The sequence below is a fragment of the Synechococcus sp. BA-120 BA3 genome, from assembly GCF_034931285.1.
Taxonomy (GTDB): domain Bacteria; phylum Cyanobacteriota; class Cyanobacteriia; order PCC-6307; family Cyanobiaceae; genus Cyanobium.
The window spans coordinates 16,316-36,277 of sequence record NZ_JAYGHZ010000249.1 but is presented as its reverse complement, the minus strand read 5'-3'; the positions used below and the strand labels follow the sequence as shown (position 1 = coordinate 36,277).

The following is a 19,962-nucleotide window of genomic DNA, read 5'->3' as shown; positions in this document are numbered from 1 at the left end:
CGCTGTCACGGCTCCAGGACCACAGCCGGAGGTGTTCCCCGCGGCGGCCGTGTTCCCCCCCGCTCCTGCAGCCAGCCTGCCGGCAGAGCGAGGGTCCCGCTGCTGCCACCGAAGCGCAGTTGCAGCCAGGTGATCACCGCAGGTTCAGCGGCCACGATCGCTTCGATGCGCTGCCGTTCCCGCCCCGGCTCCTGGTCTTTCGCAGGGGGATGGCGGAAGGCCTGCGTCAGGTGCAGCTCCTCCACCAGATCCGGCTCCAGATACCAGATCTCCCCATCGGCGCCCTTGCGCTGGCGACGTTCCTCGATCAGTTCCCGCAGCTGGCCGTCCCCACTGAGCTGCCCGCATGGGGCCACGAGGAACGAGAGGGAGCACAGGGGGCCGGCAGACGGGGCCTGGGGGGCGGTGGACATGGCGGGGCAGGGCGTGGAGGTGGGGAGCGGTGGCGGGGGATGCAACAATTTTGCTGCGATAGAAGCATGGAACAACGATACAGTTATAACGTCAGTTGCAACGCCTTCCTGAGGCCGTTCTCCTCCAGTGCCGTTCCCCATGACCACCGCCATCCCCGCCGCCATCTCCGACCATGCCGGGCCTGCCGATGTGCTCGCCCGCAAGGGCTTCGGTCCCCGGGTGCGCCGGCTCCATGGCCGCATCGGTGCCGCCCACCACCAGGCCGAGGGCATGGCCTTCTCCCGCTCGCTGCTGGACGGGCAGGCCCACCCCCGCCAGCTGGCGGCCCTGATCCGTGCCCTCGCCCCCGCCTACGGCCTGATCGAGGCCCGGGGCCCCCTGCTTGCTGCCGCCCTGGGGGCCGAGGGGTTCCCCTGGGCCGACCTGGCCCGCAGCCAGGCCCTGCATCTGGACATCGCCGGGCTGACCGTTGTCCCGGCCACCCCCGCTTCCGCGGCGGCCGCCATCTGGCTGGAGCATCTGCAGCGCCTGGCCCAGCAGGCCCCGCACCGCTTCATGGCCCACGTCTACGTGCGCTACGGCGGCGATCTCTCCGGGGGCCAGCAGCTGGCCGCGCAGGCCAACGCCATTCTTGCGGGCCAGGGCCTGCCGCCCCTGGGGTTCTGGGAGTTCCGGCGCCCCATCCCCGAGCTGAAGCAGGAGTTGCATGACGCCATCGAGCGCATGGACCTCAGCGCAGACGAGGAGCTGGAACTGCTGGAGGAATCCGTGATCGCCTTCCACGACACCCAGCGCCTGCTGGCGGAACTGGGAGACCTCGCCGCCTGACTCCCCCCGGCCGTCCCCCGCTCCCCATGCCTCCAGCCCCTATCCCCATCCCCTTCCCATGACCCCTGCGGCCACCGTTTCCCCACGTCCCACCACCCCGATCGACCTGCTGCTCAAGCACGACCGGCCCGTGCCCCGCTACACGAGCTATCCGACGGCCGCGGCGTTCCACGGGGGCGTCGGCTCGGCCGATCTGGAGGCCCAGCTGGCCCGCCCCACCGACGCGCCGCTGTCGCTTTACGTCCACGTGCCCTTTTGCCGCAACGCCTGCTGGTTCTGCGGCTGCAACCGCATCACCACCGGCGCCGGCTCGAAGGTGGTGGATCCCTACCTGGACGCCCTGGCCGCGGAACTGGAGCTGATCAGCCGCCACTCCGCCCAGCGCCGCCGCCTGGCCCAGCTGCACTGGGGCGGGGGGACTCCCAACTACCTGACGATTCCCGAGCGACGGCGGCTCTGGGGGCTGATCGAGCGCCACTTCGATCTGGCCAGCGATCTGGAGGCCTCGATTGAGGTGAATCCGGAGACCCTCAGCCGGGAGGATGTGATGGAGCTGCGCCGCCTGGGCTTCTCCCGGATCAGCTTCGGCATCCAGGATGCCGACCCCCTGGTGCAGCAGGCGGTGAACCGGGTGGTGCCCGTGGACCAGCTGCGCCGGGCCATGGTCTGGATGCGGGAGGCGGGTTTCGCCAGTGTCAACGTCGATCTGATCTGCGGTCTGCCGCTGCAGACGCCGGAGCGGTTCGACGCCACCCTGGCCCTGGTGCAGGACCTGCGCCCCGACCGGGTGTCCCTGTTCTCCTTCGCCTACCTCCCCGAGCAGCTGCCCCTGCAGCGCAAGATCGCCGCCGAGGATCTGCCCAGCCAGCGCCAGCGGCTGCAGATGCTGGAGCGTGCCGCCGCCCGCCTGGGCGGGTGCGGCTACGACGCCATCGGCATGGATCACTACGCCCTCTCCGGCGACAGCCTGGCCGTGGCGGCCAGAGAGGGGCGCCTGCACCGCAACTTCCAGGGCTACACCACCGGCGGGGAGCTGGAGCTGCTGGGGGTGGGCCCCACGGCGATCAGCCAGTTCCCCGGTCTCTTCAGCCAGAACCAGCGGGATCTCAAGGCCTATGCCGCCAGCATCGCCGCCGGCCAGCTGCCGGTGGAGCGGGGGCTGGTGGTGAGTGATCCGGAGGTGCTGGAGCGGCGGGAGCTGATCCGCCAGGTGATGTGCCATTTCCGGGTGGCGATCGATCCGGAGCGCTACGCCGCCGAGTGGGCCGCCCTTGAGGACCTGGCCGCCGACGGTCTGGTGCGGCTCAGCCAGGCCGATGGCCTGGGCCTGGTGGAGGTGACCGCCTCGGGCCGCTGGCTGATCCGCACCGTCGCGGCCGTGTTCGATCCCTCCCAGCGCCAGACGGCCTCCGGCTCGCGGCTGATCTGAGCGCCTTCAGCAGGGTTCCAGCACGCAGTTGATCTTCAGCTCGAAGGGCACGGCGCTGGCGGGCAGTCGCAGCAGCTGGGCGGTGAGGGCGGCCAGGTCCTCGGGCTGGGTCATGGCGTCGGCGGGCAGGGCCGTCACCTGGGAGGCCATGGCGGTGTTGACCCAGCCCGGGCAGATCGCCGTCACCCGGATGCCGGCGTCCCAGCCCTCGTTGCGCATCGACTGGCACAGGGCCATCAGGGCGAACTTGCTGCAGGGATAGGCCGCCAGGGCCCCCTTCACCCGCTGGCCGCTCATCGACACCAGGGTGATCACCCGGCCGTCGCCGCTGGCCACCAGCGCCGGCCAGGCGGCCCGGGTGAGCCACCAGGGACCCATCAGATTGACGCGCCAGAGGTCCTCGATCTCCCCTTCGCCGCCCGGGTCGAACAGCAGGCCCACCCGGGAGAAGAGGCCGGCGCAGTGGATCACCCCGTCGATGGCGCCGAAGTGGGCGAGGGTCGCCTCCACCCAGGCTGTCGCTTGGCCGGGGTCGCGGGCGTCGTAGGGATGGACGACCAACCGCTCGCTCCGGCAGGCGGCCTCCCGGAGCGGACCGTCCGGGAGAGCGGCGGGATCCCGCAGGCCGAGGCTGAGCCGGTGGCCATCCGCCAGGGCCCGTTCCGCGATCGCCCGGCCGATGCCCCGACTGGCGCCGCTGATCAGCAGGGTGCGGGACTGCTCCATGGCCGGCGCCGGCGGCGGGTCTGGAAATCCTGGCGGATGGTTTGGGCGGCTGGCCAGGACGGGGAAGGCCAGCGGGATGGCTCAGGAGCCGTCAGGAGCCCACAAAAAAGGAGCTGACCGCGTTGGCCAGCTCCGGGTGGGGACGCGCCGGTGTCGGCGTCGCTGCTCAGAGGGTGGATTCGCCGGATTCGCCGGTGCGGATCCGGATCACCGATTCGACCGGGGTGACGAAGAGCTTGCCGTCACCGATTTCACCGGTGTGGGCCGCTTCGGTGATTGCGGCGATCGCCGCGTCCAGCTTGGCGGTGGGGACGACGATCTCGATCCTCGCCTTGGGCAGGAACTCGACGGTGAACTCCGTTCCCCGGTAGCGCTCGACCTGGCCCTTCTGGCGACCGAATCCACGGGAGTCGGTGACCGTCATGCCGATGATGTCAAGGGCAACGAGGGCTGTCTTGATGGCATCCACCTTGGAGGGGCGGACCATGGCCGTGATCATTTTCATGGAAGGTTTGGTCGTCAGTTGGTCATTGGATCGTACGCCTCTTCCCCGTGAGTCACGAAGTCGAGACCGCGCTCTTCCTCTTCAATGCTGATGCGAAGGGGCATCAGGTCACCGAGAATCCAGAGAATGATAGCCGTACCCAGCGCGACAAATCCATAGGTGAGGATAACGGCGTTCTGCTGGGGGATGAAAGGGCCGAAGTGTCCTGATTCCTCAAGGATCTTGGCCGACAAGGGGAAGTAATCCCCGGGCACAAGGGCCCTTGAGGCGAGAATCGCCGTCAGCATCCCAGCCATGGTGCTGCCCACGCCGTGGAGCATGAAGGTGTCGATCGAGAGGTCGATCTGCGTCTGCGACTTGATGCTCACCACCAGGAAGCAGGACGTCGCCGTGAGGACGTGGATCGGAATCGAAGCGTCCATCTAGCCAAAGCCTGCCGACGGGAAGATCCCCACCAACCCGGCGATGGCACCGCTGCAGACGCCGAGGGCAGAGCCGGACCCCGGCACCATCCACAGAACGGCGATGAGCTCGATCAGAACGACGCCCGTGAAGAGGGCCGTGCGGACCGGGCTGACCAGTGCAGCTCCGATGCGGGCCCGCAGCACCTGCAGGAGGGGGGCGATTCCCCTGATCCGATGATCCGGAAGCCCCCATGGAGTGGGGCTGGGGAGGCGATCCAAGCTCGTCAGTGCGGACGGCAAGGCGGCATCCATTGGTGATCCATGCATCGGAGGAGAGGACACCCTGGAACAAGCCGAAATCACCCTCAACGCAAGGGATGGATGACTGTGTAGCGAAACGCACAAACAGCCCATCCGGCGAGCGAACGGTCACAAAAAAGCCGGGGCTGGGCCCCGGCGGGATGGTCGCGGCGGAGGCTGGGCTCGACTCAGGCGACGGCGGCGGCGGCGCGGTCGAAATAGGTGCCCACCTCGGACATCAGGGCGGAGCAGTCACCGGGGGTGATGCCGTTGCGGTCGTTGGCGATGGCGATGGCGGCATCCTTCATCTTGCGGATGCCTTCGGCCACGGAGGCACCGGGCACGCCCAGGGCCAGGTAGGTCTCACGGAGGCCGTTGAGGCAGCGGTCCTCGAGCACGGAGGCGTCGCCGGTGAAGATCGCGTAGGTGATGTAGCGCAGAACGATCTCCATGTCGCGCAGGCAGGCGGCCATGCGGCGGTGGGTGTAGGCGTTACCGCCGGGGGCGATCAGGGCGGGCTGCTGGTCGAACAGGTCGCGGGCGGCGTTGGTGACGATCTTGGAGGCGTTTGAGGTGATGCGGTTGACCGTGTCCATCCGCTTGTTGCTCTCGGCCACCATCGCACCCAGGGCGTCGATCTGGCCGGGGCTGAGGAATTCGCCGCGGGCGTCGGCCTGGGCGACGAGCTTGGTGAAGGCGTCGAACATGGGAACTGCTCTGGAGCGTGGGAGATAGGAACCATAGATTCGCCGGCCCGGGGGGTGCGAGCACTCCGGATGACGCGCCTCTGGCAGCTTGACTAGGGTGATTGGCCCCTTCGCGGCTGCATGGCCAGCTCCGCACGCATGCCTCCCGAGCCGATGGAATGGGGTGCGCTGGCCCTTGCGGCCGCGCCGACGCCGGGCGAGTCATCGTCGGGTCCCACCAGCCCCCAGGCCCTGCTGCGGCTGTTCGGCCGTCCGGAGGCGGAGGTCCGCGTGACCCTGTACCGCGACCACCACGCCTGGTGCCCCTACTGCCAGAAGGTCTGGCTGTGGCTGGAGGAGAAGCAGGTTCCCCACCGGATCTGCAAGGTGACGATGTTCTGCTACGGGCGCAAGGAGCCCTGGTACACCAAGCGGGTGCCCAGCGGCATGCTGCCGGCCCTCGAGCTCGATGGTCGTCTGATCACCGAAAGCGACCAGATCCTCGAAGCGCTCGAGGCAAGCTTCGGCCCCCTGGGGGAGGCGATCCAGTCGTCCCGGGCCTTGCCGCTGCGCCAGCTGGAGCGTCAGCTGTTCCGGGCCTGGTGCCAGTGGCTCTGCGTCCCGTCTCGGGGGGCCGCCGAGGAGGCCCGGGGCCGGGAGGGCTTCGACCGTTGGGCCGCGCAGTTCGCGGCCGCCCTCGAGGCGGAGCCGGGACCGTTCCTGACCGGTGACCTGGGCACGGTGGACCTGATCTTCGTGCCCTACGTCGAGCGCATGAACGCCAGCCTGGCCTACTACAAGGGCTACCTGCTGAGGGAGCGCCACCCCGCCATCGATCGCTGGTTCCGGGCCCTCGAGCAGCGCTCCACCTACCTCGGCACCCAGAGCGACTTCCACACCCACGCCCATGACCTGCCTCCCCAGATGGGCGGCTGCCATGCCAGCGGCAGCGGCGCACAGCAGCATCTGGCTGACCGCATCGATGCCGGCCCCTGGCCGATCGTGTCCCCACCCGGCCCCGATCCCGAAACCAGCCAGAGCGAGCCGGCCGACGCGGCCTCCGTGGCCCTGGCCCGGGTGCTCCGGCACCGGGGACCCCTCCTGGCGCGCAATCCCCTCGGATCCGATGGCTTCGAGCGGCCGTTGCGCTGCGCCCTCACCCGGCTGATCACGGGCCAGGATTGCCCGCCGCCCCCCGGTTCGGCCCCTGGCCTGCGCTACCTGCGCGATCGCATCAGCGTGCCCAGGGACATGCCGCTGCACGCGGCCCGCCTGCTGCGTCGCTCCCTGGAGGCCACCGCCCGCCTCGATCCGGCCGATCCCCTGGCGGCGGGGGAACCGATCCCGGTGCAGCATCGCCGCGACCAGGATCCGTCCCCCTTCCTTGCCGCCGCGGGCCGCCCCATCGGCGCTGGCTCCTAGCGTTGGTATCGATGCGGGTGCAGGCCATGGCAGGCGTTTCGGTTCACGCTCCCCTGGACGTCCGCCGCCTGGGCCTCGGTGAGGGTCTCCGTCAGCGACTCCCTCAGGGCCTCGGCGGGATGGTGCCGCCGCTGGCGGCGCTGACCCTGGCCCTGGCGGCCGCTGCTCCCGCCGCTAGAGCCCTGGAGCTGGGCGGCCGCACCCAGTTCGTGCGGGCTCCGTGGAAGGTGACCCTCACCAGCTACACCACCAACGTGGGCCAGTCGCCGGCGGAGTACTTCTTCACCCTCAGCCTCGACGAGCGGGCGGGGGCCTCCCTCGGCGGCATGACCATCCAGCAGACCCGTGGTGCCGACTGGCAGTTCCCCTTTGCCGTCGAGCGCACCCGTGCCTTTCTCGGTGTGCCCCGCCGCGAGGGGCGCCGCATCCCGGTGGAGGCCGCGTTCGATCCTGCCGCCCGGCGCTTCAGCCTCAGCTTCCCGGAGCCCGTGCCTCCTGGCGCGACGGTCACGGTGTCGCTGCGGCCCTGGTTCAACCCCGTCCAGGCCGACACCTACCTGTTCCAGGTGACGGCGATCCCGGCCGGCCCCGAGCCGGTGGCCAGCCCGGTGGGGGTGGGGACCCTGCGGATCTACCAGCCCAATGAGTGGTGAGCGATCGGCCGCAGGCATTGGGCAGGCGCCAAGATGGAGCACCCTGAGGACGACCACGATGCAGGCCAGCTGGAACGGAAAGGTGATCGCCAGCAGTGACGACATCGTGACGGTGGAAGGCAACGCCTACTTCCCCGCCGATGCCCTTGATCCAGCCTGCATCCAGCCTTCCAGCCACCGCTCCTTCTGCGGCTGGAAGGGAGAGGCGCACTATTACAACCTGATCGTGGATGGCAAGGAGAATGCCAACGCCGTCTGGTACTACCCGGAGCCGAAGGAAGCGGCCAGCAACATCCGCGGTCGGGTGGCGTTCTGGAAGGGGGTGACGGTGGCCTGACGCCGCGGGAGCTGCTCTGAGGCCCCTGGCCCTGCCGGGGTATTCAGCTGCCGGGATAACGGAGGGTGCGCCATTCGCCGCTCAGGGTGCTCACCTCCACGCCGATGCCGACGGGACCCTGGACGGGGCCGAACTCCTCCTGCCACCAGTTGAGCGCCTCACTCCAGGCGGCATCGAGGGAGTCGTAGAGGTCGTCGAGGATGGGATGGGGATCACCCTGCTGATCCACCAGCCGGTAGGTGCGGCACGTCTGGACGTTGCTGCGCGTCTGGGCGGTGCTGCGGGAGCGGGAGGACTGAGGTAAGGAGATCGCCACGTCTTGCCTCGTATACAGGAGTGGCATTCTGGCGCCTGTGCCAGATCCGAACTGTCACCTTCACAACATCTTTCGGTGTTGCTCCGCTACCGGGTCCCGGCGGTCTGTCGGCTCGGCGGGCGCTTCCGGCCCGTGCGATGACTGACCTGGCGGCTGCGTTCCTGATAACGGTGGACGACCGGAAGCCGCTCCTGCTGGTAGGCCTGCAGCGCCAGCTGCGGGGTGGGGGCGGCGCCGGGCGCCAGCCGTGCCGCCAGGGCCACCGCATCCTCCAGCCCCGCCGTCATGCCACGTGCCTGGGAGGAGCTCATGGCGTGGGCGGCGTCGCCGATCAGGGCCACCCGCCCGTCGACGAGGGCGGGCAGGGGATCGATGTCGAACGACCAGTTCGCCACCACCCCCTCCGGGGCCGTGGCGGCGATCACGGCGGCCGCATCGGCGGGAAGCTTGGCCAGGGCGTCGGCGGGCACCCCCTCCTCCAGCAGCCTCTGGCGGGTCTCCCGGTCCTCCGGGAGCTCCTCCTCCTGGAAGAAGCCCCAGTGGGTGCGCCCACGGCCCTCCCCGTCGGGGCCCAGATCGAAGAAATTGGCGTAGATGCCCCGGCCCCGGGCATAGACGAAGAAATCCCCGTCGGTGCAGAAGGCCGCGTCCGTCACCACCCCCCGCCAGACCCTGTCCCCCAGGTACTGCAGGCGCCGCTCGGGACAGAGCAGGGCCGCCACCCGGGAGAAGATCCCATCGGCCCCCACCAGCAGATCGCCCGTCCATTGGCGGCCATCGGCGAAGCGGGCCACAACGCCGTTCTCGTCCTGGCTCCAGCTGACGAGCGCGTGGTCGCCGTGGAAGCCGTCGGCATCGAGATGGCCCCAGAGGGCGTCGAGGATGGCGCGGCGGTGGATCAACAGGGAGGGCAGCGCTCCGGCCTCCCGTTCCGCCGGGCTGGCTTCAATCAGATCGCCCCTGAGGTTGCGGAACACGAACCGCTGCACGGGGTGGCCCCCCGCCAGCAGGTCGTCGAGCAGGCCCGGAACGGCCGCCGCCGCCACCGCCTCCACACCGCTCTTCACCAGCAGGATGCCGCAGCCCTCGGTGCGCAGTCGCCCGGAGCGCTCGAACAGCCAGACACGGTGGCCCTGGCGCTGCAGCATCAGGGCGAGCAGCAGGCCGGAACTGCCGGCCCCCACCACGGCGATGCGGAGGCCGGCGGGGTCGGAACTCATGCGCTCACGGCGGGCTCCAGGATGCTGGCATGGAGGACGTCCATCACCTCGAGGACCTTGGTGGTCTCCTCCGGATCGAGGCGCAGGGTGCTGGCCAGGTCGGCGAGGATCGTCTGCTCCTGGTCCTGCAGGGGACCGTCGGAGCGCATGATCTCGGCCGCCACCGCATAGGCGGTGTGCCGCTGCCGGTCGTCCAGCACCGCGGCCGCCTCCTCCATCAGGCCGATGGCTCCCTTGGCCCGCAGGCCTTGGAGCAGCGTGTCCATCAGGCTGATCATCTCCTTGTCGCTCCTTCCCTTGAAGGGGGCGCGGTAGTCGAGGGCATGGCGAAGGGCCCGTGTGCCCGCCATGGTGAGGGCCCCGTCCCAGGAGACGGCGGCGAGAGCCACCGCGGCGAAGGCCGTAGGTGCGTCCATGGACAAAACGTCGCAAGCATGGGAACACCTGTCATCGTTCGCTCCAGGGGTGCCTGTCAGTGGCCGATGCGACCGAATCCTGGAAAGGTTCGCCGTCGTCGCCCTCCGGCGCTCAGCGCTTTGAGGTCGCCCCACGGGCGGCCCCGCCTTCGCGACACAGCCTCAGATAGAGGGCATCCGGTTCCTGGTAGCGGGCCGGACGGCAGTCGTGCAGACGGGCCAGCTGCAGCCAGCAGACGGTGCGCTGCACGTTCTTGAGACTCTTGCCCTCCCGCACCAGCATCCGCATGGCCCGGCAGTAGGAGCCGTAGTGCTCGTCGAGATCCGGGAGGTCGGCGGGAACGCTCATCCATCGACTCCAGCACCTCCGCTCGGGCAGCGACTGTGACGAAGGGAACCAAGCGTGCAGATCGTGAGGTTCCGCTGGAGGGCCCGGCCCCGGGGGACAAAAAAAGGAGGGCCCGCAAAGGCCCTCCCCGCTGCCGAAGGTGGGAGCGGAACGGGAGCGCTCAGCGGATGAACAGCATCTCCTGGTAGGAGGGCAGGGGCCACAGGTTGTCGTCCACGACGGCCTCGAGACCATCGACCGCCTCCCGCAGCTGGTGCATCAGCGGCATCAGGGTGTCGGCGGAGTAGCGCATGTGGGCGATGGTGCCGTGGGGGGCGTTGCTGATGGCGCTCTCGAGGGCACCGCTCAGTTCCATCAGCTTGGCGCTGAGGGACGCGACCTTGTGCTGGGTCTCCGGGGACACCTGCAGGCCCATGGAGGTCTGCAGCTGCAGGGAGCTGGCCAGCTCACCCAGATAGCGCATGGCGGCCGGGTAGATCTGGGTCTGGGCGATCTGCACCGCCAGCTTGGCCTCCACGTCGATGGCCAGCACGTACTGCTCGGCGTAGACCTCGAAGCGGCTCTCCAGCTCCAGGGGGGTGAGCACACCCTGCTGGGCGAAGAGGTCGCGGACCTCAGGACGCTGCAGCACCGGCAGGGAATCGGCGGTGGTGGGCAGGTTCTCGAGACCCCGCTCCTCCACGGCGATGCGGTGCCATTCGCTGGAGTAGCCGTCGCCGCCGAACACCACGTTGCCGTGGTCGGTCATGATCTGCTTGAGCACGGAGAAGGCGGCTCCGGGCAGGCTTTCGCCGGCGGCCATCTTCTGCTCCAGCTGGTCGCTCACGTAGGCAAGCGAGTCGGCCAGGATCGTGTTCATGGCCACAAGGGGACCTGCCACCGACTGGTTGGAGCCGACGGCCCGGAACTCGAAGCGGTTGCCGGTGAAGGCGAAGGGGGAGGTGCGGTTGCGGTCGCCGGGATCCTTGGGGAATTCCGGCAGGGTGTCGACGCCCAGCTGCATGACGCCGGCATGGGTGGAACCCTTCACGTCTCCCTCCTTGATCTGGCGGAAGACGTCCTCGAGCTGGCTGCCCAGGTAGACGGAGATGATCGCCGGAGGAGCTTCGTTGGCGCCGAGGCGGTGGTCGTTGCCGGCGGTGGCCACCACGGCCCGCATCAGGGGGCCGAACTTGTGCACCCCGCGGATGACGGCGCCGCAGAACAGCAGGAACTGCATGTTCTCGTGGGGGGTGCTGCCGGGATCCAGCAGGTTGCCCTGGGTGGGGTTGCCCACCGACCAGTTGACGTGCTTGCCGGAGCCGTTGATGCCTTCAAAGGGCTTCTCATGGAGCAGGCAGTTCATGCCGTGGCGACGTGCCGTGCTCTTGAGAATGGTCATGATCAGCTGCTGGTGATCCGTGGCCACGTTGGCCGCCTCGAAGAACGGGGCGATCTCGAACTGGCCCGGGGCCACCTCGTTGTGGCGGGTCTTGGCGGGGATGCCCAGCTTGTAGAGCTGGCGCTCCACGTCCTGCATGTACACCTGAACCCGCTGGGGGATGGCGCCGAAGTAGTGGTCATCGAACTGCTGGCCCTTGGCGGAGGGCTTGCCGAACAGGGTGCGACCGGCCAGCAGCAGGTCGGGACGCAGGGGCACATAGGCACTGTCGACCAGGAAGTACTCCTGCTCGGCGCCGCAGCTGGAGTTGACCGGGGCCACTTCGGTTTCCCCGAGCAGCCGCAGCAGGCGCTGGGCCTGCTTGTTCATGGCGGCGTTGGAGCGCAGCAGGGGGGTCTTCTTGTCGAGGGCCTCGCCGGTCCAGGAGATGAAGACGGTGGGGATGCAGAGGGTGAGACCGTTGGGGGTCTCCATCAGGAAGGCCGGGCTGGTGATGTCCCAGGCGGTGTAGCCGCGGGCCTCGAAGGTGGTGCGGATGCCGCCGCTGGGGAACGAGGAGCCGTCAGGTTCGCCCTGCACCAGCACCTTGCCGGTGAACTCGGTGATCACCGAGCCGTCACCCTGCACCGAGATGAAGCCGTCGTGCTTCTCGGCAGTGGCGTTGGTGAGGGGATAGAAGACGTGGGCGTAGTAGAGGGCGCCGCGGCCGGTGGCCCATTCCTTCATCGCCTGCGCCACCACGTTGGCGACCGAGACGTCGAGCTTGCCGTTCTCCTTGATGGTGCGCTGCACCGACTTGAAGATGTCCTTGGGCAGGGCCGCCTTCATCTTGGCCAGGCTGAACACGTCGCTGGCCCAGAGCTCATCCAGCGACTCGATGGGGGGGGTCACCACCGGAGGGCGCTGGTGAATCTCCTGAATGGCGGCGAAGCGTTGGGGGCTGGGCATGGAAACAGCGTTGGTCGGCTGGGGGGTATCCAATCCTTGTGTCCTGCCCCATGGGTGGTGCTGTTGATACAGAACGGCAGGTTGCCCGCCGGCCTGGAGCCGCCCTCAGCGCAGGTAGGAGCGGATCGCGGGCCGGCACCAGAACACCAGGGCCGCCAGGGTCAGCCCCCAGGCCACCGGGGCGCCCACCGCCAGCAGCAGCCGTTCCTCACCCACCAGCGCCAGGCGCACGATGCCGTAGGCCATCTCGATCGCCAGATCCAGCGACAGCGCCACGATCGCCAGCACCTGGCCCCAGACGCGCCACTTCAGCAGGGCGACGCAGGCCACCACGCCCAGGGCCACCGCCGGCAGCACGGCACTGGTGTAGACGACCACATTGGCCGTCCGCCAGAGGCTGCTGAGCAGGATCGCCGCCAGGCCCAGCGGCAGGGCCAGCAGGTTGGCCGCCAGACCGAGCCAGGCGAGCACGCGATAGCCGCGGGGCGGCTGCAGCTCCGCGAGGGCGGCAGGAGTTGGTGAGAGCGTCTGCATTCGGTCGATTCTCTCAGTTGCGGTCAGGGAGCGCACCGTCCCTGTCGGATCGAAACACCAGGTCAAGGTCGGGCATCACCTCGGCGGCGATCGCCACCAGGGTCTCGAACAGCGCCTTGGTGTGGGGCGCGCCGGCCCCCATGGCCTCCCGGCTCATCAGCACCAGTTCCAGCACGGGTCCATCCGCCTTGGCCTGGACGTCCGCGATCAGCTGCAGCCGCAGCGTCTCGTGCTCCCCCCGGACGATGGCGCTGAGATGGGCGGGGGAGCGGTGTTCCACGTCGGCGTGGAACCGCAGCACCAGGGGATCCAGCCGTCCGATGAGCTCCGTCGGCGGCAGGGAGACCCGGGGCCTGAAGAGCAGCAGGAAACGGGCCATGACGTCGCGCTGTTCCCCCCATCCTGGGGCCGTGCCGGGGCGGCGGCCGCCGTGGCCCGCCGGGTCTGCTCAGCGCAGTTCGAACAGCAGCACGTCCGCCCCGTCGGGGCCGGCCTGGAGGCTGTTCGCAGGGGCCGCCGCAAAGCCGAGACCATCACCCCGCTGCAGCGACCGACCGAACGCCGAGCCCTCCCCCTCGATCACCTGCAGCCAGCCGCTGGCGTCAGAGGCGATGGCCAGTTCCAGCCGCTCACCCGCGCCGGCTCTGGCCCGCCAGAGCCGCACCCGACGGTGGATGGCCAGGGCCCCCTGGTGTCCATCCGGATCCAGCAGCGGCGTCCAGCCGGGCTGGAGCCGGAACGGCTCCTGGCGATAGGCGGGCGGGTGGCCCGCCCGATCCGGCTCGATCCAGATCTGCAGCAGCCGGCAGGGGCTTTCGCCCAGGTTCATCTCGCTGTGGACCACGCCGGTGCCGGCGCTCATCGCCTGCACCTCACCGGCCTGCAGTACCTCGCTGTGGCCCATGGAGTCGTGGTGGTTGAGCTGGCCGTCCACCATCACCGTGACGATCTCCATGTCCCGGTGCGGATGCATGCCGAAACCGCGGCCGGCGGCGATCGTGTCGTCGTTGATCACCCGCAGCGGTCCGAAGCCCATCCAGGCCGGATCGTGGTGGTGGGCGAAGGAGAAGCTGTGCCAGCTGTCGAGCCAGTCGAGCCGGCTGTGGAAGCGCTCGCCGGCGGGTCGGAAGACGAGGGTCATGGGGCGGGGTCTCAGGGTTGGATCAGTTCCATGCGCTGCAGGCGGTGGACGATGTCGTCGATGCTGCTGTCCTTGGCGGGATTGCTGCGGCTGCTGGAGAGCTGGCGACCCACCACGTGGGCGCCGAGGTGGGCGAGCTGGATGCGCAGCACGGCCAGCACCTCGATGCCGGGACCGCCGGAGTGGGTGGCGATCGCCACCGGCCGGCCATTGAACAGGGTGCGGAAGCCGTCCCCCTGCACCGACAGCCAGGCGATGGCGCTGGTCAGCACCGGCGGGAGGGAGCCGTTGTACTCGGGGGCGCAGATCACCCAGCGGGGCGCGGCCTCAAGCCGGCGGCTCAGCCCCTCCACCTCGGCGGGAAGGCCGGACGCCGCATGGGTGCGGGGGTTGTAGAGCGGCAGGGACAGGGTGGTGAGGTCGAGCACCTCGGCGGCCATGCCACGGGCGCGGCCGGCGGCGGCGAAACGCTCGGCGAGTTTCAGGTTCTCGCCGTTGCTGGCACTCAGCACCAGAAGATCGGGGGTCATCTCAGGCGGATTCCAGGAAGGGGTAGTCGGTGTAGCCGGCCGGACCGGGTGTGTAGTAGGTGGACGGGTCAGCCACCTGCAGGGGCGCGCCGCGCCGCAGGCGTTCGGGCAGGTCCGGGTTGGCGAGGAACGGCGTGCCGAAGGCCACCGCATCCAGCTGCCCGGCGGTGATCGCGGCGTTGGCTTCCTCGGCCCTGTAGCCCATGTTCCCCACCAGCACCCCGCTGAAGCCGGCCCGGATCGGGGTGAGCACATCGCCGTGCTGCTGGCCGAGGAAGTCCCCCCGCATCACGTGCAGGTAATCCAGGCCCGTGCGCTCCAGCCGCTCCGCCAGCCAGGCGGACAGCCCGATGGGGTCGCTGTCGACCATGGCGTTGTAGCCGTTCAGCGGTGAGATCCGCAGGCCCACCAGGGGCGATTCGGCCCGGGCGGCCTCCAGCACCTCCAGCAGCAGCCGGGCCCGGTTGGCCACCGGTCCGCCGTAGGGCCCCTGGCGCCGGTTGCTGCCGTCCCGCAGGAAGGCGTCGAGCAGGTAGCCGTTGGCGCCATGCACTTCGACCCCGTCGAAGCCGGCGTCGATGGCGTTGCGGGTGGCCTGCCGGAACCCCGCCACGATTCCCGGCAGTTCGTCGTCGGCCAGTTCCCGGGGGACCACGTAGGGCTGTTTCCCCTCGGGGGTGTGCACCTCGTCGCCGGTGATGGCGATCGGGCTCGGCGCCACCGGCTGGCGCCCCCCGTTGAGCAGGGGGTGACAGGCCCGCCCACCGTGCCAGATCTGCAGCACGATGCGCCCACCGGCGGCATGGACCGCGTCGGTGGTGAGCCGCCAGCCCGCCACCTGGGCCGCCGAATGGATGCCGGGCTCGTGCCAGAAGGCCGAGTTGCCCTCCATCACCATCGTGGCTTCGGCGATCAGCAGGCCGGCGCTGGCCCGCTGCTGGTAGTAGGTGGCCATCAGCGGCCCCGGAACGTGGTCCGGCTCGGCCCGGCATCGGGTGAGGGGAGCCATCAGCACCCGGTTGGGCAGCTCAATCGGGCCCACGGTCAGGGGGGTGAACAGGTCGCTCATGGGGTGGTGACCGACCGGCTGGAGCGGGGATGCCCCGGGCCGTAAGGGATTGTTAAGGTCATGGCGCGACTCTGGCGGACGCGCACCCTGACTGACAAGAACGCACCGGGTTGTGCCTGGGGCACCCGCCGGTAACCCAGACCCGTGACCGCCTCCTTTCCCGATCCCGATCACGAGCCCTCAGGCGGCTCCGAGCTCTGTCCGGCGGAGCTGGCCCTGAGGGTGGTGCGCGGCCGCTGGAAGCTGCTGATCCTCTGCCGTCTCAGCGAGGGCCCCCAGCGGTTCTCTGCCCTGCAGCGGTCCCTGGCGGGGGTGAGTCACAAGGTGCTGACGGCCCAGCTGCGGGAGCTGGAGGCCGATGCCGTCGTCTGCCGCCGTGTCTTCGGCGAGGTGCCGCCGCGGGTGGAATACGACCTCAGCGAACGGGGTCGGGCGCTCCTGCCCGTTCTGGAAGGTCTGCACGCCTGGGGAGCGGCAGCCCCGCCAGCGGTGGAAGCTGGGGAATGAGGCTGCGGCGGAACCAGCTTTCCGGTTCCACCCGCTGCAGCGTGCGCAGCAGCACCAGGGGCAGGGTGCGGAGCTCCAAGGGGGCCCGCAGGGTGGGCCACAGCCCCTCGCGCCGGTAAAGGATGGTGTCCAGCTGGTGCCGCTGGGACGGGGTGAGCGGTCCCCAGACCCCACCGATGGCACGGCCCTCCCGAGCCATCACCACGAACGTCAGCTCCTGACCCGGCACCAGACCCTCCAGGCTGAGGCTGTCGGCCGCCTGCAGCAACGGAGCATCCTCTGCCCTCTCCAGGCCGAGCTCGGCGCCCGAGGCGCTGACGGCCCGCAGGCGCCCGTGCACCGTCCCGTCGCCGTGCTGCAGCCGCACCGGCACCGACAGGGCGAACCAGGGAACCCCATCCCGATGGGGCCGGTCCCAGCAGCTGCGGATCGCCAGAAGCAGCAGCAGACCGTTGAGCAGGCTCCAGCCCAGCACCACCCCGACCGTGGCGGCCGAGGCCGGCAGCAGCCCCACCTGGCCGGCCAGCAGCGGCAGCCGACCCAGCGCCAGGTTCCAGAGGGCCACCAGCTGCAGGGCCAGCAGCGCCAGCAGCGGCAGCAGCAGGCCCAGGTCCGGGCCGGAGTCCCGGCCGACCACCGCCTTCGGGGTGACGCGGAAGCGCCGGGGCCGGCCCAGAGCCGTGGCGACCACGGCGGCACAGATCGGCACCAGGAAGATCCAGCGGTACAGCTCCGGCAGGATCGCGGCGCGGGCATGGCCGCTCAACCAGCGGGTGAGCAGCAGCTGGCTGAACACGAACGGCATGGCGACCGTGAGCAGGGCATCGCCGCTGAACAGGATCGGGGCGATGCCCAGCAGTCCGAGGCTGAGCGGCGTGCAGAGCAGCACCAGCTGGGCCGGGAAGGTGAACCAGTGCAGGATGCCTTCGCTGTAGGCGAGCCGCTGCAGGGGGCTGAGACCGGGAATCCGCAGCGGATCGGCCCCCGTGCGCAGGGTCTGCAGGGAACCGCTGCCCCAGCGGCAGCGCTGTCGCGCCATGGCCGCCGCGGTGAAGGGCGCGAGGCCGGCGCTCAGCTTCTCCGAGAGGTAGTGGTTGCGGTAGCCGGCGGCGGTGATCCGGATGCCCGTGGCCAGATCCTCCGATGGCGTGGCCGTCTCGAAGCCACCCACCCGCTCGAGCGCCTCGCGCCGCATCACGAAGGACGTGCCGGCGCAGACCACGGCGTTGAGGTTCTGGCGGGTGGGCTGGATCCAGCGGTAGAAGCTTTCCTCGTCCGGCAGCAGCCAGCGCTCCAGGCTCAGGTTGCGCATCACCGGATCGGCGTTCATGTAGCTCTGGGGGGTCTGCACGAAGCCCACGGTCGGGTCGGCGAACAGGCCGACGGTGCGGCGCAGGAAGGGCCGCAGGGGCACGACGTCGGCGTCGAAGACCGCCACCAGCTCCCCCATGCAGTGGCGCAGGCCGTGGTTGAGGTTGCCGGCCTTGGCATGGGCATGCTCCCGGCGGGCGACATAGCGGCAGCCGAGGCGGTCGCAGAGCTCCGCCAGTTCCGGCCGGTCGCTGTCGTCGAGGAGCCAGACCGTGTGGCTGGGGTAGTCCATGGCCAGGCAGCCCCGCAGGCAGCGCTCCACCAGATCGGCCGGTTCGCCGCAGCTGGGCACGAGCACGTCGACCGTCGGGACGGGTGTGGGGATCGGGCCCGCGGGGGGCGCCGGCCGTTCGGGCAGCAGCGTGAACCAGAGCTGCAGGAAGAATCCGGCCAGCAGCACCAGCTCCGCCGCCAGGGTCAGGATGCTGAGGCTGGCGGCCAGGGGCGTGGCCAGGTTGAGGCTGGCGGTGAAGCGCCAGCCCAGATAACGGGCCCCCAGCAGTGTCAGCAGTAGGACGGCCCAGGGCAGGCGTGTCATCGACCCCGACCGATTGTTAAGCAAATCTAGGCGGTTCCCCCGGGCCGGCGGGATCCGGCCGCCCGATGGCCGATGGCCCATGAAAAAGCCCGGCGTCCAGGATCGCCGGGCTTGGGGTGGAACGGTGATGTTCCTGACGTGGTTCGGGTTGTCTGATGTCGGTGGTGACTCCGGTTGAACGGTCGGTGTGACGGTTGTCGTTCAGAAAGGGTTGACGATCAGAAGGGCTGACGATCGGGTCCTTGGGGACCGTGGATGGGTGATGGGGAGGGAGACGAGGATGCTCCTCCGCCATGGACGCGCCATCAGAGGGTGGTCAGCGGGGCTGGGGGATCCGTGGGAGTCCCCGGGGGTGGGTTTCGGAGTCGGAGCTGCGGAGGGAGGCACCTGGGGCCGAGGCATCCAGGGGCCGGTTTCCATGGACCCGTGGGCACCTGAACGATGCATCGGGTGATCGGCGAACGACCGGGAAACCGTTGGTGGGAACAAGACTGTTGGAGCAGGGGCCTGCCGTCAGCACACTCCTGACATCTGACCGGGCGGGGTGTCTTCCATCGCTGGAGCCTCCTGGTTTCTGGACTCACTCTCATCCCCCCGGGCCGCCCTGGCCATAGGCAATCGTGCGGGTCTTTCCCTCGTCGGGGGATGGGCTTCCTGCTGCCGTCACACGTCGCCGCGCTGGGCCACCAGGGCTTCGTAGGCGCTGCAGAACGCTTCCCCCAGGGAGTCCCGCAGCGGTGCGTCGTGGCGGAAGGCCTCGAGGGCATCGGCGTGACAGGTGGGCAGGGAGGCCGCCCCCGCCGGCGCCTCCACGTAGGTGTTCAGATCGCTGCGGGGGCCGGGGTCGAGCCGCCGTTCGATGCCGTCCAGACCGGCCGCCAGCACCGCCGCCTGGAGCAGATAGGGGTTGGCGGCGCCGTCGCCCAGACGCAACTCGATCCGCTGGTCGTCGGGGATGCGCACCATGTGGGTGCGGTTGTTGCCGCCGTAGCTGATCCAGGAGGGGGACCAGGTGGCGCCGGAGCTGGTGATGGAGCGCGCCAGACGCCGGTAGCTGCCGGCCACCGGATTGGTGAGGGCGCAGAGGGCCGGGGCGTGGGCCAGCAGGCCGGCGAGAAACCGGTAGGCGATCTCCGACAGTCCCTTCTCCCCGGCCGGGTCGTGGAACACGTTGCGCCCCCCCTCGTCCCAGAGGGAGGCGTGCAGGTGGGCGCCGTTGCCGGTGAGGGCCGGGATCGGCTTGGGCTGGAAGCTCACCCGCACCCCGTGGCGTTCCGCCAGGGCGGCCGCCATCACGCGGAAGAAGGCGTGGCGGTCGGCGGTCAGCAGCGATTCGGCATAGGTCCAGTTGAGTTCGAACTGGCCGTTGGCATCCTCGTGATCGGCCTGGTAAGGCCCCCAGCCGAGGCTCTCCATGCCGTCGAGCAGTTCGCTGATCAGCGGGTAGTGGCGCATCAGAGCGAGCTGGTCGTAGCAGGGCTTCGACTGCCGGTCGAGACCATCGGCGATGGCGTCCCGTTCCGGGTCCATCAGGAAGAACTCCGCCTCCACGCCACTGCGGAACTGCAGGCCCAGGGCCGCCGCCCGGGCGATCTGCCGCTGGAGCACCCGCCGGGGCGACTGCTCCAGCACCTGCCCCTCCACCTGCAGATCGGTGGCCACCCAGGCCACGTCCTTCTGCCAGGGGAGCACCATCAGGCTGGTGGGATCGGGGATCGCCAGCACGTCCGGGTCGGCCGGGGTCATGGCGAGCCAGGCGGCGAAACCGGCGAAGCCGGCCCCGGATCGGGCCAGTTCGGCCGCCGCGGCCGCCGGCACCAGCTTGGCCCGCTGCACCCCGAACAGGTCGCAGAAGGAGAAGAGGAAATGGCGGATGCCATGGGTGGCGGCGAAGCGGGCCAGATCGGTCATCGGGGGTGGTGAAGAGGAAGGGGAGCT

The 19,962-nt window shown here is 69.8% G+C and carries 24 protein-coding genes; 6 read left to right on the top strand and 18 right to left on the bottom strand.

The annotated features are described in order from the left end of the window. Window positions 1-5 precede the first annotated feature (5 nt). On the bottom strand, window positions 6-413 hold the full coding sequence (locus VB737_RS07800) for a hypothetical protein (RefSeq protein ID WP_500312312.1): 408 nt from the start codon (window positions 411-413) through the stop codon (window positions 6-8). Window positions 414-552: 139 nt separating this feature from the next. Here VB737_RS07800 and VB737_RS07795 point away from each other — a divergent pair, with 139 nt between their 5' ends. Both VB737_RS07795 and hemN read left to right on the top strand, forming a co-directional pair. After that, a complete protein-coding gene (locus VB737_RS07795; RefSeq protein WP_500312311.1) occupies window positions 553-1,242 on the top strand; it encodes a biliverdin-producing heme oxygenase in 690 nt (229 codons plus the stop codon). Between the two features lie 58 nt (window positions 1,243-1,300). After that, window positions 1,301-2,671 carry an oxygen-independent coproporphyrinogen III oxidase gene (gene hemN / locus VB737_RS07790; protein ID WP_500312310.1) on the top strand — a complete coding sequence of 457 codons (1,371 nt, stop codon included), beginning with the start codon at window positions 1,301-1,303 and terminating at the stop codon, window positions 2,669-2,671. 6 nt (window positions 2,672-2,677) lie between these two features. Here hemN and VB737_RS07785 read toward each other — a convergent pair whose 3' ends face one another. The 5 genes from VB737_RS07785 to cpcB form a co-directional block, all read right to left on the bottom strand. After that, entirely contained in the window at window positions 2,678-3,397 is a 720-nt protein-coding gene (locus VB737_RS07785) for an SDR family NAD(P)-dependent oxidoreductase (protein WP_323243102.1), read from the bottom strand. 166 nt (window positions 3,398-3,563) lie between these two features. Beyond that, on the bottom strand, window positions 3,564-3,902 hold the full coding sequence (locus tag VB737_RS07780) for a P-II family nitrogen regulator (RefSeq protein ID WP_323243101.1): 339 nt from the start codon (window positions 3,900-3,902) through the stop codon (window positions 3,564-3,566). A gap of 14 nt (window positions 3,903-3,916) precedes the next feature. Next, window positions 3,917-4,324 carry a hypothetical protein gene (locus VB737_RS07775; protein ID WP_500312309.1) on the bottom strand — a complete coding sequence of 136 codons (408 nt, stop codon included), beginning with the start codon at window positions 4,322-4,324 and terminating at the stop codon, window positions 3,917-3,919. After that, window positions 4,325-4,510 carry a hypothetical protein gene (locus VB737_RS07770; protein ID WP_500312308.1) on the bottom strand — a complete coding sequence of 62 codons (186 nt, stop codon included), beginning with the start codon at window positions 4,508-4,510 and terminating at the stop codon, window positions 4,325-4,327. Window positions 4,511-4,794: 284 nt separating this feature from the next. Continuing rightward, window positions 4,795-5,313: a C-phycocyanin subunit beta gene (gene cpcB / locus VB737_RS07765; RefSeq protein WP_015108656.1), complete on the bottom strand. Its 519-nt coding sequence runs from the start codon at window positions 5,311-5,313 to the stop codon at window positions 4,795-4,797. Window positions 5,314-5,433: 120 nt separating this feature from the next. Here cpcB and VB737_RS07760 point away from each other — a divergent pair, with 120 nt between their 5' ends. Genes VB737_RS07760 through VB737_RS07750 form a run of 3 tightly spaced genes read left to right on the top strand, consistent with a single transcriptional unit; the run spans window position 5,434 to window position 7,704 of the window. Next, complete coding sequence (locus tag VB737_RS07760; RefSeq protein ID WP_416238040.1) at window positions 5,434-6,714, top strand: glutathione S-transferase family protein; 1,281 nt, start codon at window positions 5,434-5,436, stop codon at window positions 6,712-6,714. Between the two features lie 26 nt (window positions 6,715-6,740). Beyond that, window positions 6,741-7,367: a DUF2808 domain-containing protein gene (locus tag VB737_RS07755; RefSeq protein WP_323243098.1), complete on the top strand. Its 627-nt coding sequence runs from the start codon at window positions 6,741-6,743 to the stop codon at window positions 7,365-7,367. Window positions 7,368-7,425: 58 nt separating this feature from the next. Next, window positions 7,426-7,704 (top strand): DUF427 domain-containing protein, encoded by a 279-nt coding sequence (locus VB737_RS07750; RefSeq protein WP_323243097.1) that lies wholly within the window; start codon window positions 7,426-7,428, stop codon window positions 7,702-7,704. A gap of 43 nt (window positions 7,705-7,747) precedes the next feature. Here VB737_RS07750 and VB737_RS07745 read toward each other — a convergent pair whose 3' ends face one another. From VB737_RS07745 to VB737_RS07700, 10 genes are all read right to left on the bottom strand, one after another. Then, entirely contained in the window at window positions 7,748-8,020 is a 273-nt protein-coding gene (locus VB737_RS07745; protein ID WP_323243096.1) for a hypothetical protein, read from the bottom strand. 86 nt (window positions 8,021-8,106) lie between these two features. Then, on the bottom strand, window positions 8,107-9,240 hold the full coding sequence (locus VB737_RS07740) for an FAD-dependent oxidoreductase (RefSeq protein WP_323243095.1): 1,134 nt from the start codon (window positions 9,238-9,240) through the stop codon (window positions 8,107-8,109). Further along, window positions 9,237-9,656, bottom strand: a complete 420-nt coding sequence (locus VB737_RS07735; RefSeq protein ID WP_323243094.1) for a tellurite resistance TerB family protein — start codon at window positions 9,654-9,656, stop codon at window positions 9,237-9,239. Before VB737_RS07735 ends, VB737_RS07740 begins: the two co-directional genes overlap by 4 nt. Before the next feature lie 112 nt (window positions 9,657-9,768). After that, a complete protein-coding gene (locus tag VB737_RS07730) occupies window positions 9,769-10,005 on the bottom strand; it encodes a DUF3136 domain-containing protein (RefSeq protein ID WP_323243093.1) in 237 nt (78 codons plus the stop codon). 160 nt (window positions 10,006-10,165) lie between these two features. Beyond that, on the bottom strand, window positions 10,166-12,334 hold the full coding sequence (locus VB737_RS07725) for a glutamine synthetase III family protein (protein WP_500312307.1): 2,169 nt from the start codon (window positions 12,332-12,334) through the stop codon (window positions 10,166-10,168). 105 nt (window positions 12,335-12,439) lie between these two features. Beyond that, window positions 12,440-12,868 carry a Hepatitis C virus core protein gene (locus VB737_RS07720; protein WP_323243091.1) on the bottom strand — a complete coding sequence of 143 codons (429 nt, stop codon included), beginning with the start codon at window positions 12,866-12,868 and terminating at the stop codon, window positions 12,440-12,442. Between the two features lie 13 nt (window positions 12,869-12,881). After that, window positions 12,882-13,247, bottom strand: coding sequence for a hypothetical protein (locus tag VB737_RS07715; RefSeq protein ID WP_500312306.1), 366 nt, complete (start codon window positions 13,245-13,247; stop codon window positions 12,882-12,884). 69 nt (window positions 13,248-13,316) lie between these two features. Next, window positions 13,317-14,009 carry a pirin family protein gene (locus VB737_RS07710; protein WP_500312305.1) on the bottom strand — a complete coding sequence of 231 codons (693 nt, stop codon included), beginning with the start codon at window positions 14,007-14,009 and terminating at the stop codon, window positions 13,317-13,319. 11 nt (window positions 14,010-14,020) lie between these two features. Next, window positions 14,021-14,539: an NADPH-dependent FMN reductase gene (locus VB737_RS07705; protein WP_500312304.1), complete on the bottom strand. Its 519-nt coding sequence runs from the start codon at window positions 14,537-14,539 to the stop codon at window positions 14,021-14,023. Window position 14,540: 1 nt separating this feature from the next. Next, window positions 14,541-15,608, bottom strand: a complete 1,068-nt coding sequence (locus VB737_RS07700) for an alkene reductase (protein ID WP_500312303.1) — start codon at window positions 15,606-15,608, stop codon at window positions 14,541-14,543. A 144-nt stretch (window positions 15,609-15,752) separates the two neighbouring features. Here VB737_RS07700 and VB737_RS07695 point away from each other — a divergent pair, with 144 nt between their 5' ends. Further along, a complete protein-coding gene (locus VB737_RS07695; RefSeq protein WP_323243086.1) occupies window positions 15,753-16,115 on the top strand; it encodes a winged helix-turn-helix transcriptional regulator in 363 nt (120 codons plus the stop codon). On the opposite strand, the gene VB737_RS07690 is transcribed toward VB737_RS07695, so the two are convergent. Further along, a complete protein-coding gene (locus tag VB737_RS07690) occupies window positions 16,024-18,024 on the bottom strand; it encodes a glycosyltransferase family 2 protein (protein WP_500312302.1) in 2,001 nt (666 codons plus the stop codon). The genes VB737_RS07695 and VB737_RS07690 overlap by 92 nt on opposite strands. Before the next feature lie 663 nt (window positions 18,025-18,687). Beyond that, window positions 18,688-19,935 (bottom strand): type III glutamate--ammonia ligase, encoded by a 1,248-nt coding sequence (gene glnT, locus VB737_RS07685; RefSeq protein ID WP_323243006.1) that lies wholly within the window; start codon window positions 19,933-19,935, stop codon window positions 18,688-18,690. Between the last annotated feature and the right edge of the window lie 27 nt (window positions 19,936-19,962).

Excerpts from the sequence above, each read along its gene's own strand:
- VB737_RS07720 (WP_323243091.1), bottom strand. The coding sequence starts at position 12,868 with ATGCAGACGCTCTCACCAACTCCTGCCGCCCTCGCGGAGCTGCAGCCG.
- VB737_RS07735 (WP_323243094.1), bottom strand. The coding sequence starts at position 9,656 with ATGGACGCACCTACGGCCTTCGCCGCGGTGGCTCTCGCCGCCGTCTCC.
- VB737_RS07785 (WP_323243102.1), bottom strand. The coding sequence starts at position 3,397 with ATGGAGCAGTCCCGCACCCTGCTGATCAGCGGCGCCAGTCGGGGCATC.
- VB737_RS07725 (WP_500312307.1), bottom strand. The coding sequence starts at position 12,334 with ATGCCCAGCCCCCAACGCTTCGCCGCCATTCAGGAGATTCACCAGCGC.
- VB737_RS07775 (WP_500312309.1), bottom strand. The coding sequence starts at position 4,324 with ATGGACGCTTCGATTCCGATCCACGTCCTCACGGCGACGTCCTGCTTC.
- VB737_RS07795 (WP_500312311.1), top strand. The coding sequence starts at position 553 with ATGACCACCGCCATCCCCGCCGCCATCTCCGACCATGCCGGGCCTGCC.
- VB737_RS07705 (WP_500312304.1), bottom strand. The coding sequence starts at position 14,539 with ATGACCCCCGATCTTCTGGTGCTGAGTGCCAGCAACGGCGAGAACCTG.
- cpcB (WP_015108656.1), bottom strand. The coding sequence starts at position 5,313 with ATGTTCGACGCCTTCACCAAGCTCGTCGCCCAGGCCGACGCCCGCGGC.
- VB737_RS07715 (WP_500312306.1), bottom strand. The coding sequence starts at position 13,247 with ATGGCCCGTTTCCTGCTGCTCTTCAGGCCCCGGGTCTCCCTGCCGCCG.
- VB737_RS07760 (WP_416238040.1), top strand. The coding sequence starts at position 5,434 with ATGGCCAGCTCCGCACGCATGCCTCCCGAGCCGATGGAATGGGGTGCG.
- hemN (WP_500312310.1), top strand. The coding sequence starts at position 1,301 with ATGACCCCTGCGGCCACCGTTTCCCCACGTCCCACCACCCCGATCGAC.
- VB737_RS07690 (WP_500312302.1), bottom strand. The coding sequence starts at position 18,024 with ATGACACGCCTGCCCTGGGCCGTCCTACTGCTGACACTGCTGGGGGCC.
- VB737_RS07780 (WP_323243101.1), bottom strand. The coding sequence starts at position 3,902 with ATGAAAATGATCACGGCCATGGTCCGCCCCTCCAAGGTGGATGCCATC.
- VB737_RS07740 (WP_323243095.1), bottom strand. The coding sequence starts at position 9,240 with ATGAGTTCCGACCCCGCCGGCCTCCGCATCGCCGTGGTGGGGGCCGGC.
- glnT (WP_323243006.1), bottom strand. The coding sequence starts at position 19,935 with ATGACCGATCTGGCCCGCTTCGCCGCCACCCATGGCATCCGCCATTTC.
- VB737_RS07700 (WP_500312303.1), bottom strand. The coding sequence starts at position 15,608 with ATGAGCGACCTGTTCACCCCCCTGACCGTGGGCCCGATTGAGCTGCCC.
- VB737_RS07730 (WP_323243093.1), bottom strand. The coding sequence starts at position 10,005 with ATGAGCGTTCCCGCCGACCTCCCGGATCTCGACGAGCACTACGGCTCC.
- VB737_RS07710 (WP_500312305.1), bottom strand. The coding sequence starts at position 14,009 with ATGACCCTCGTCTTCCGACCCGCCGGCGAGCGCTTCCACAGCCGGCTC.
- VB737_RS07755 (WP_323243098.1), top strand. The coding sequence starts at position 6,741 with ATGGCAGGCGTTTCGGTTCACGCTCCCCTGGACGTCCGCCGCCTGGGC.
- VB737_RS07800 (WP_500312312.1), bottom strand. The coding sequence starts at position 413 with ATGTCCACCGCCCCCCAGGCCCCGTCTGCCGGCCCCCTGTGCTCCCTC.
- VB737_RS07750 (WP_323243097.1), top strand. The coding sequence starts at position 7,426 with ATGCAGGCCAGCTGGAACGGAAAGGTGATCGCCAGCAGTGACGACATC.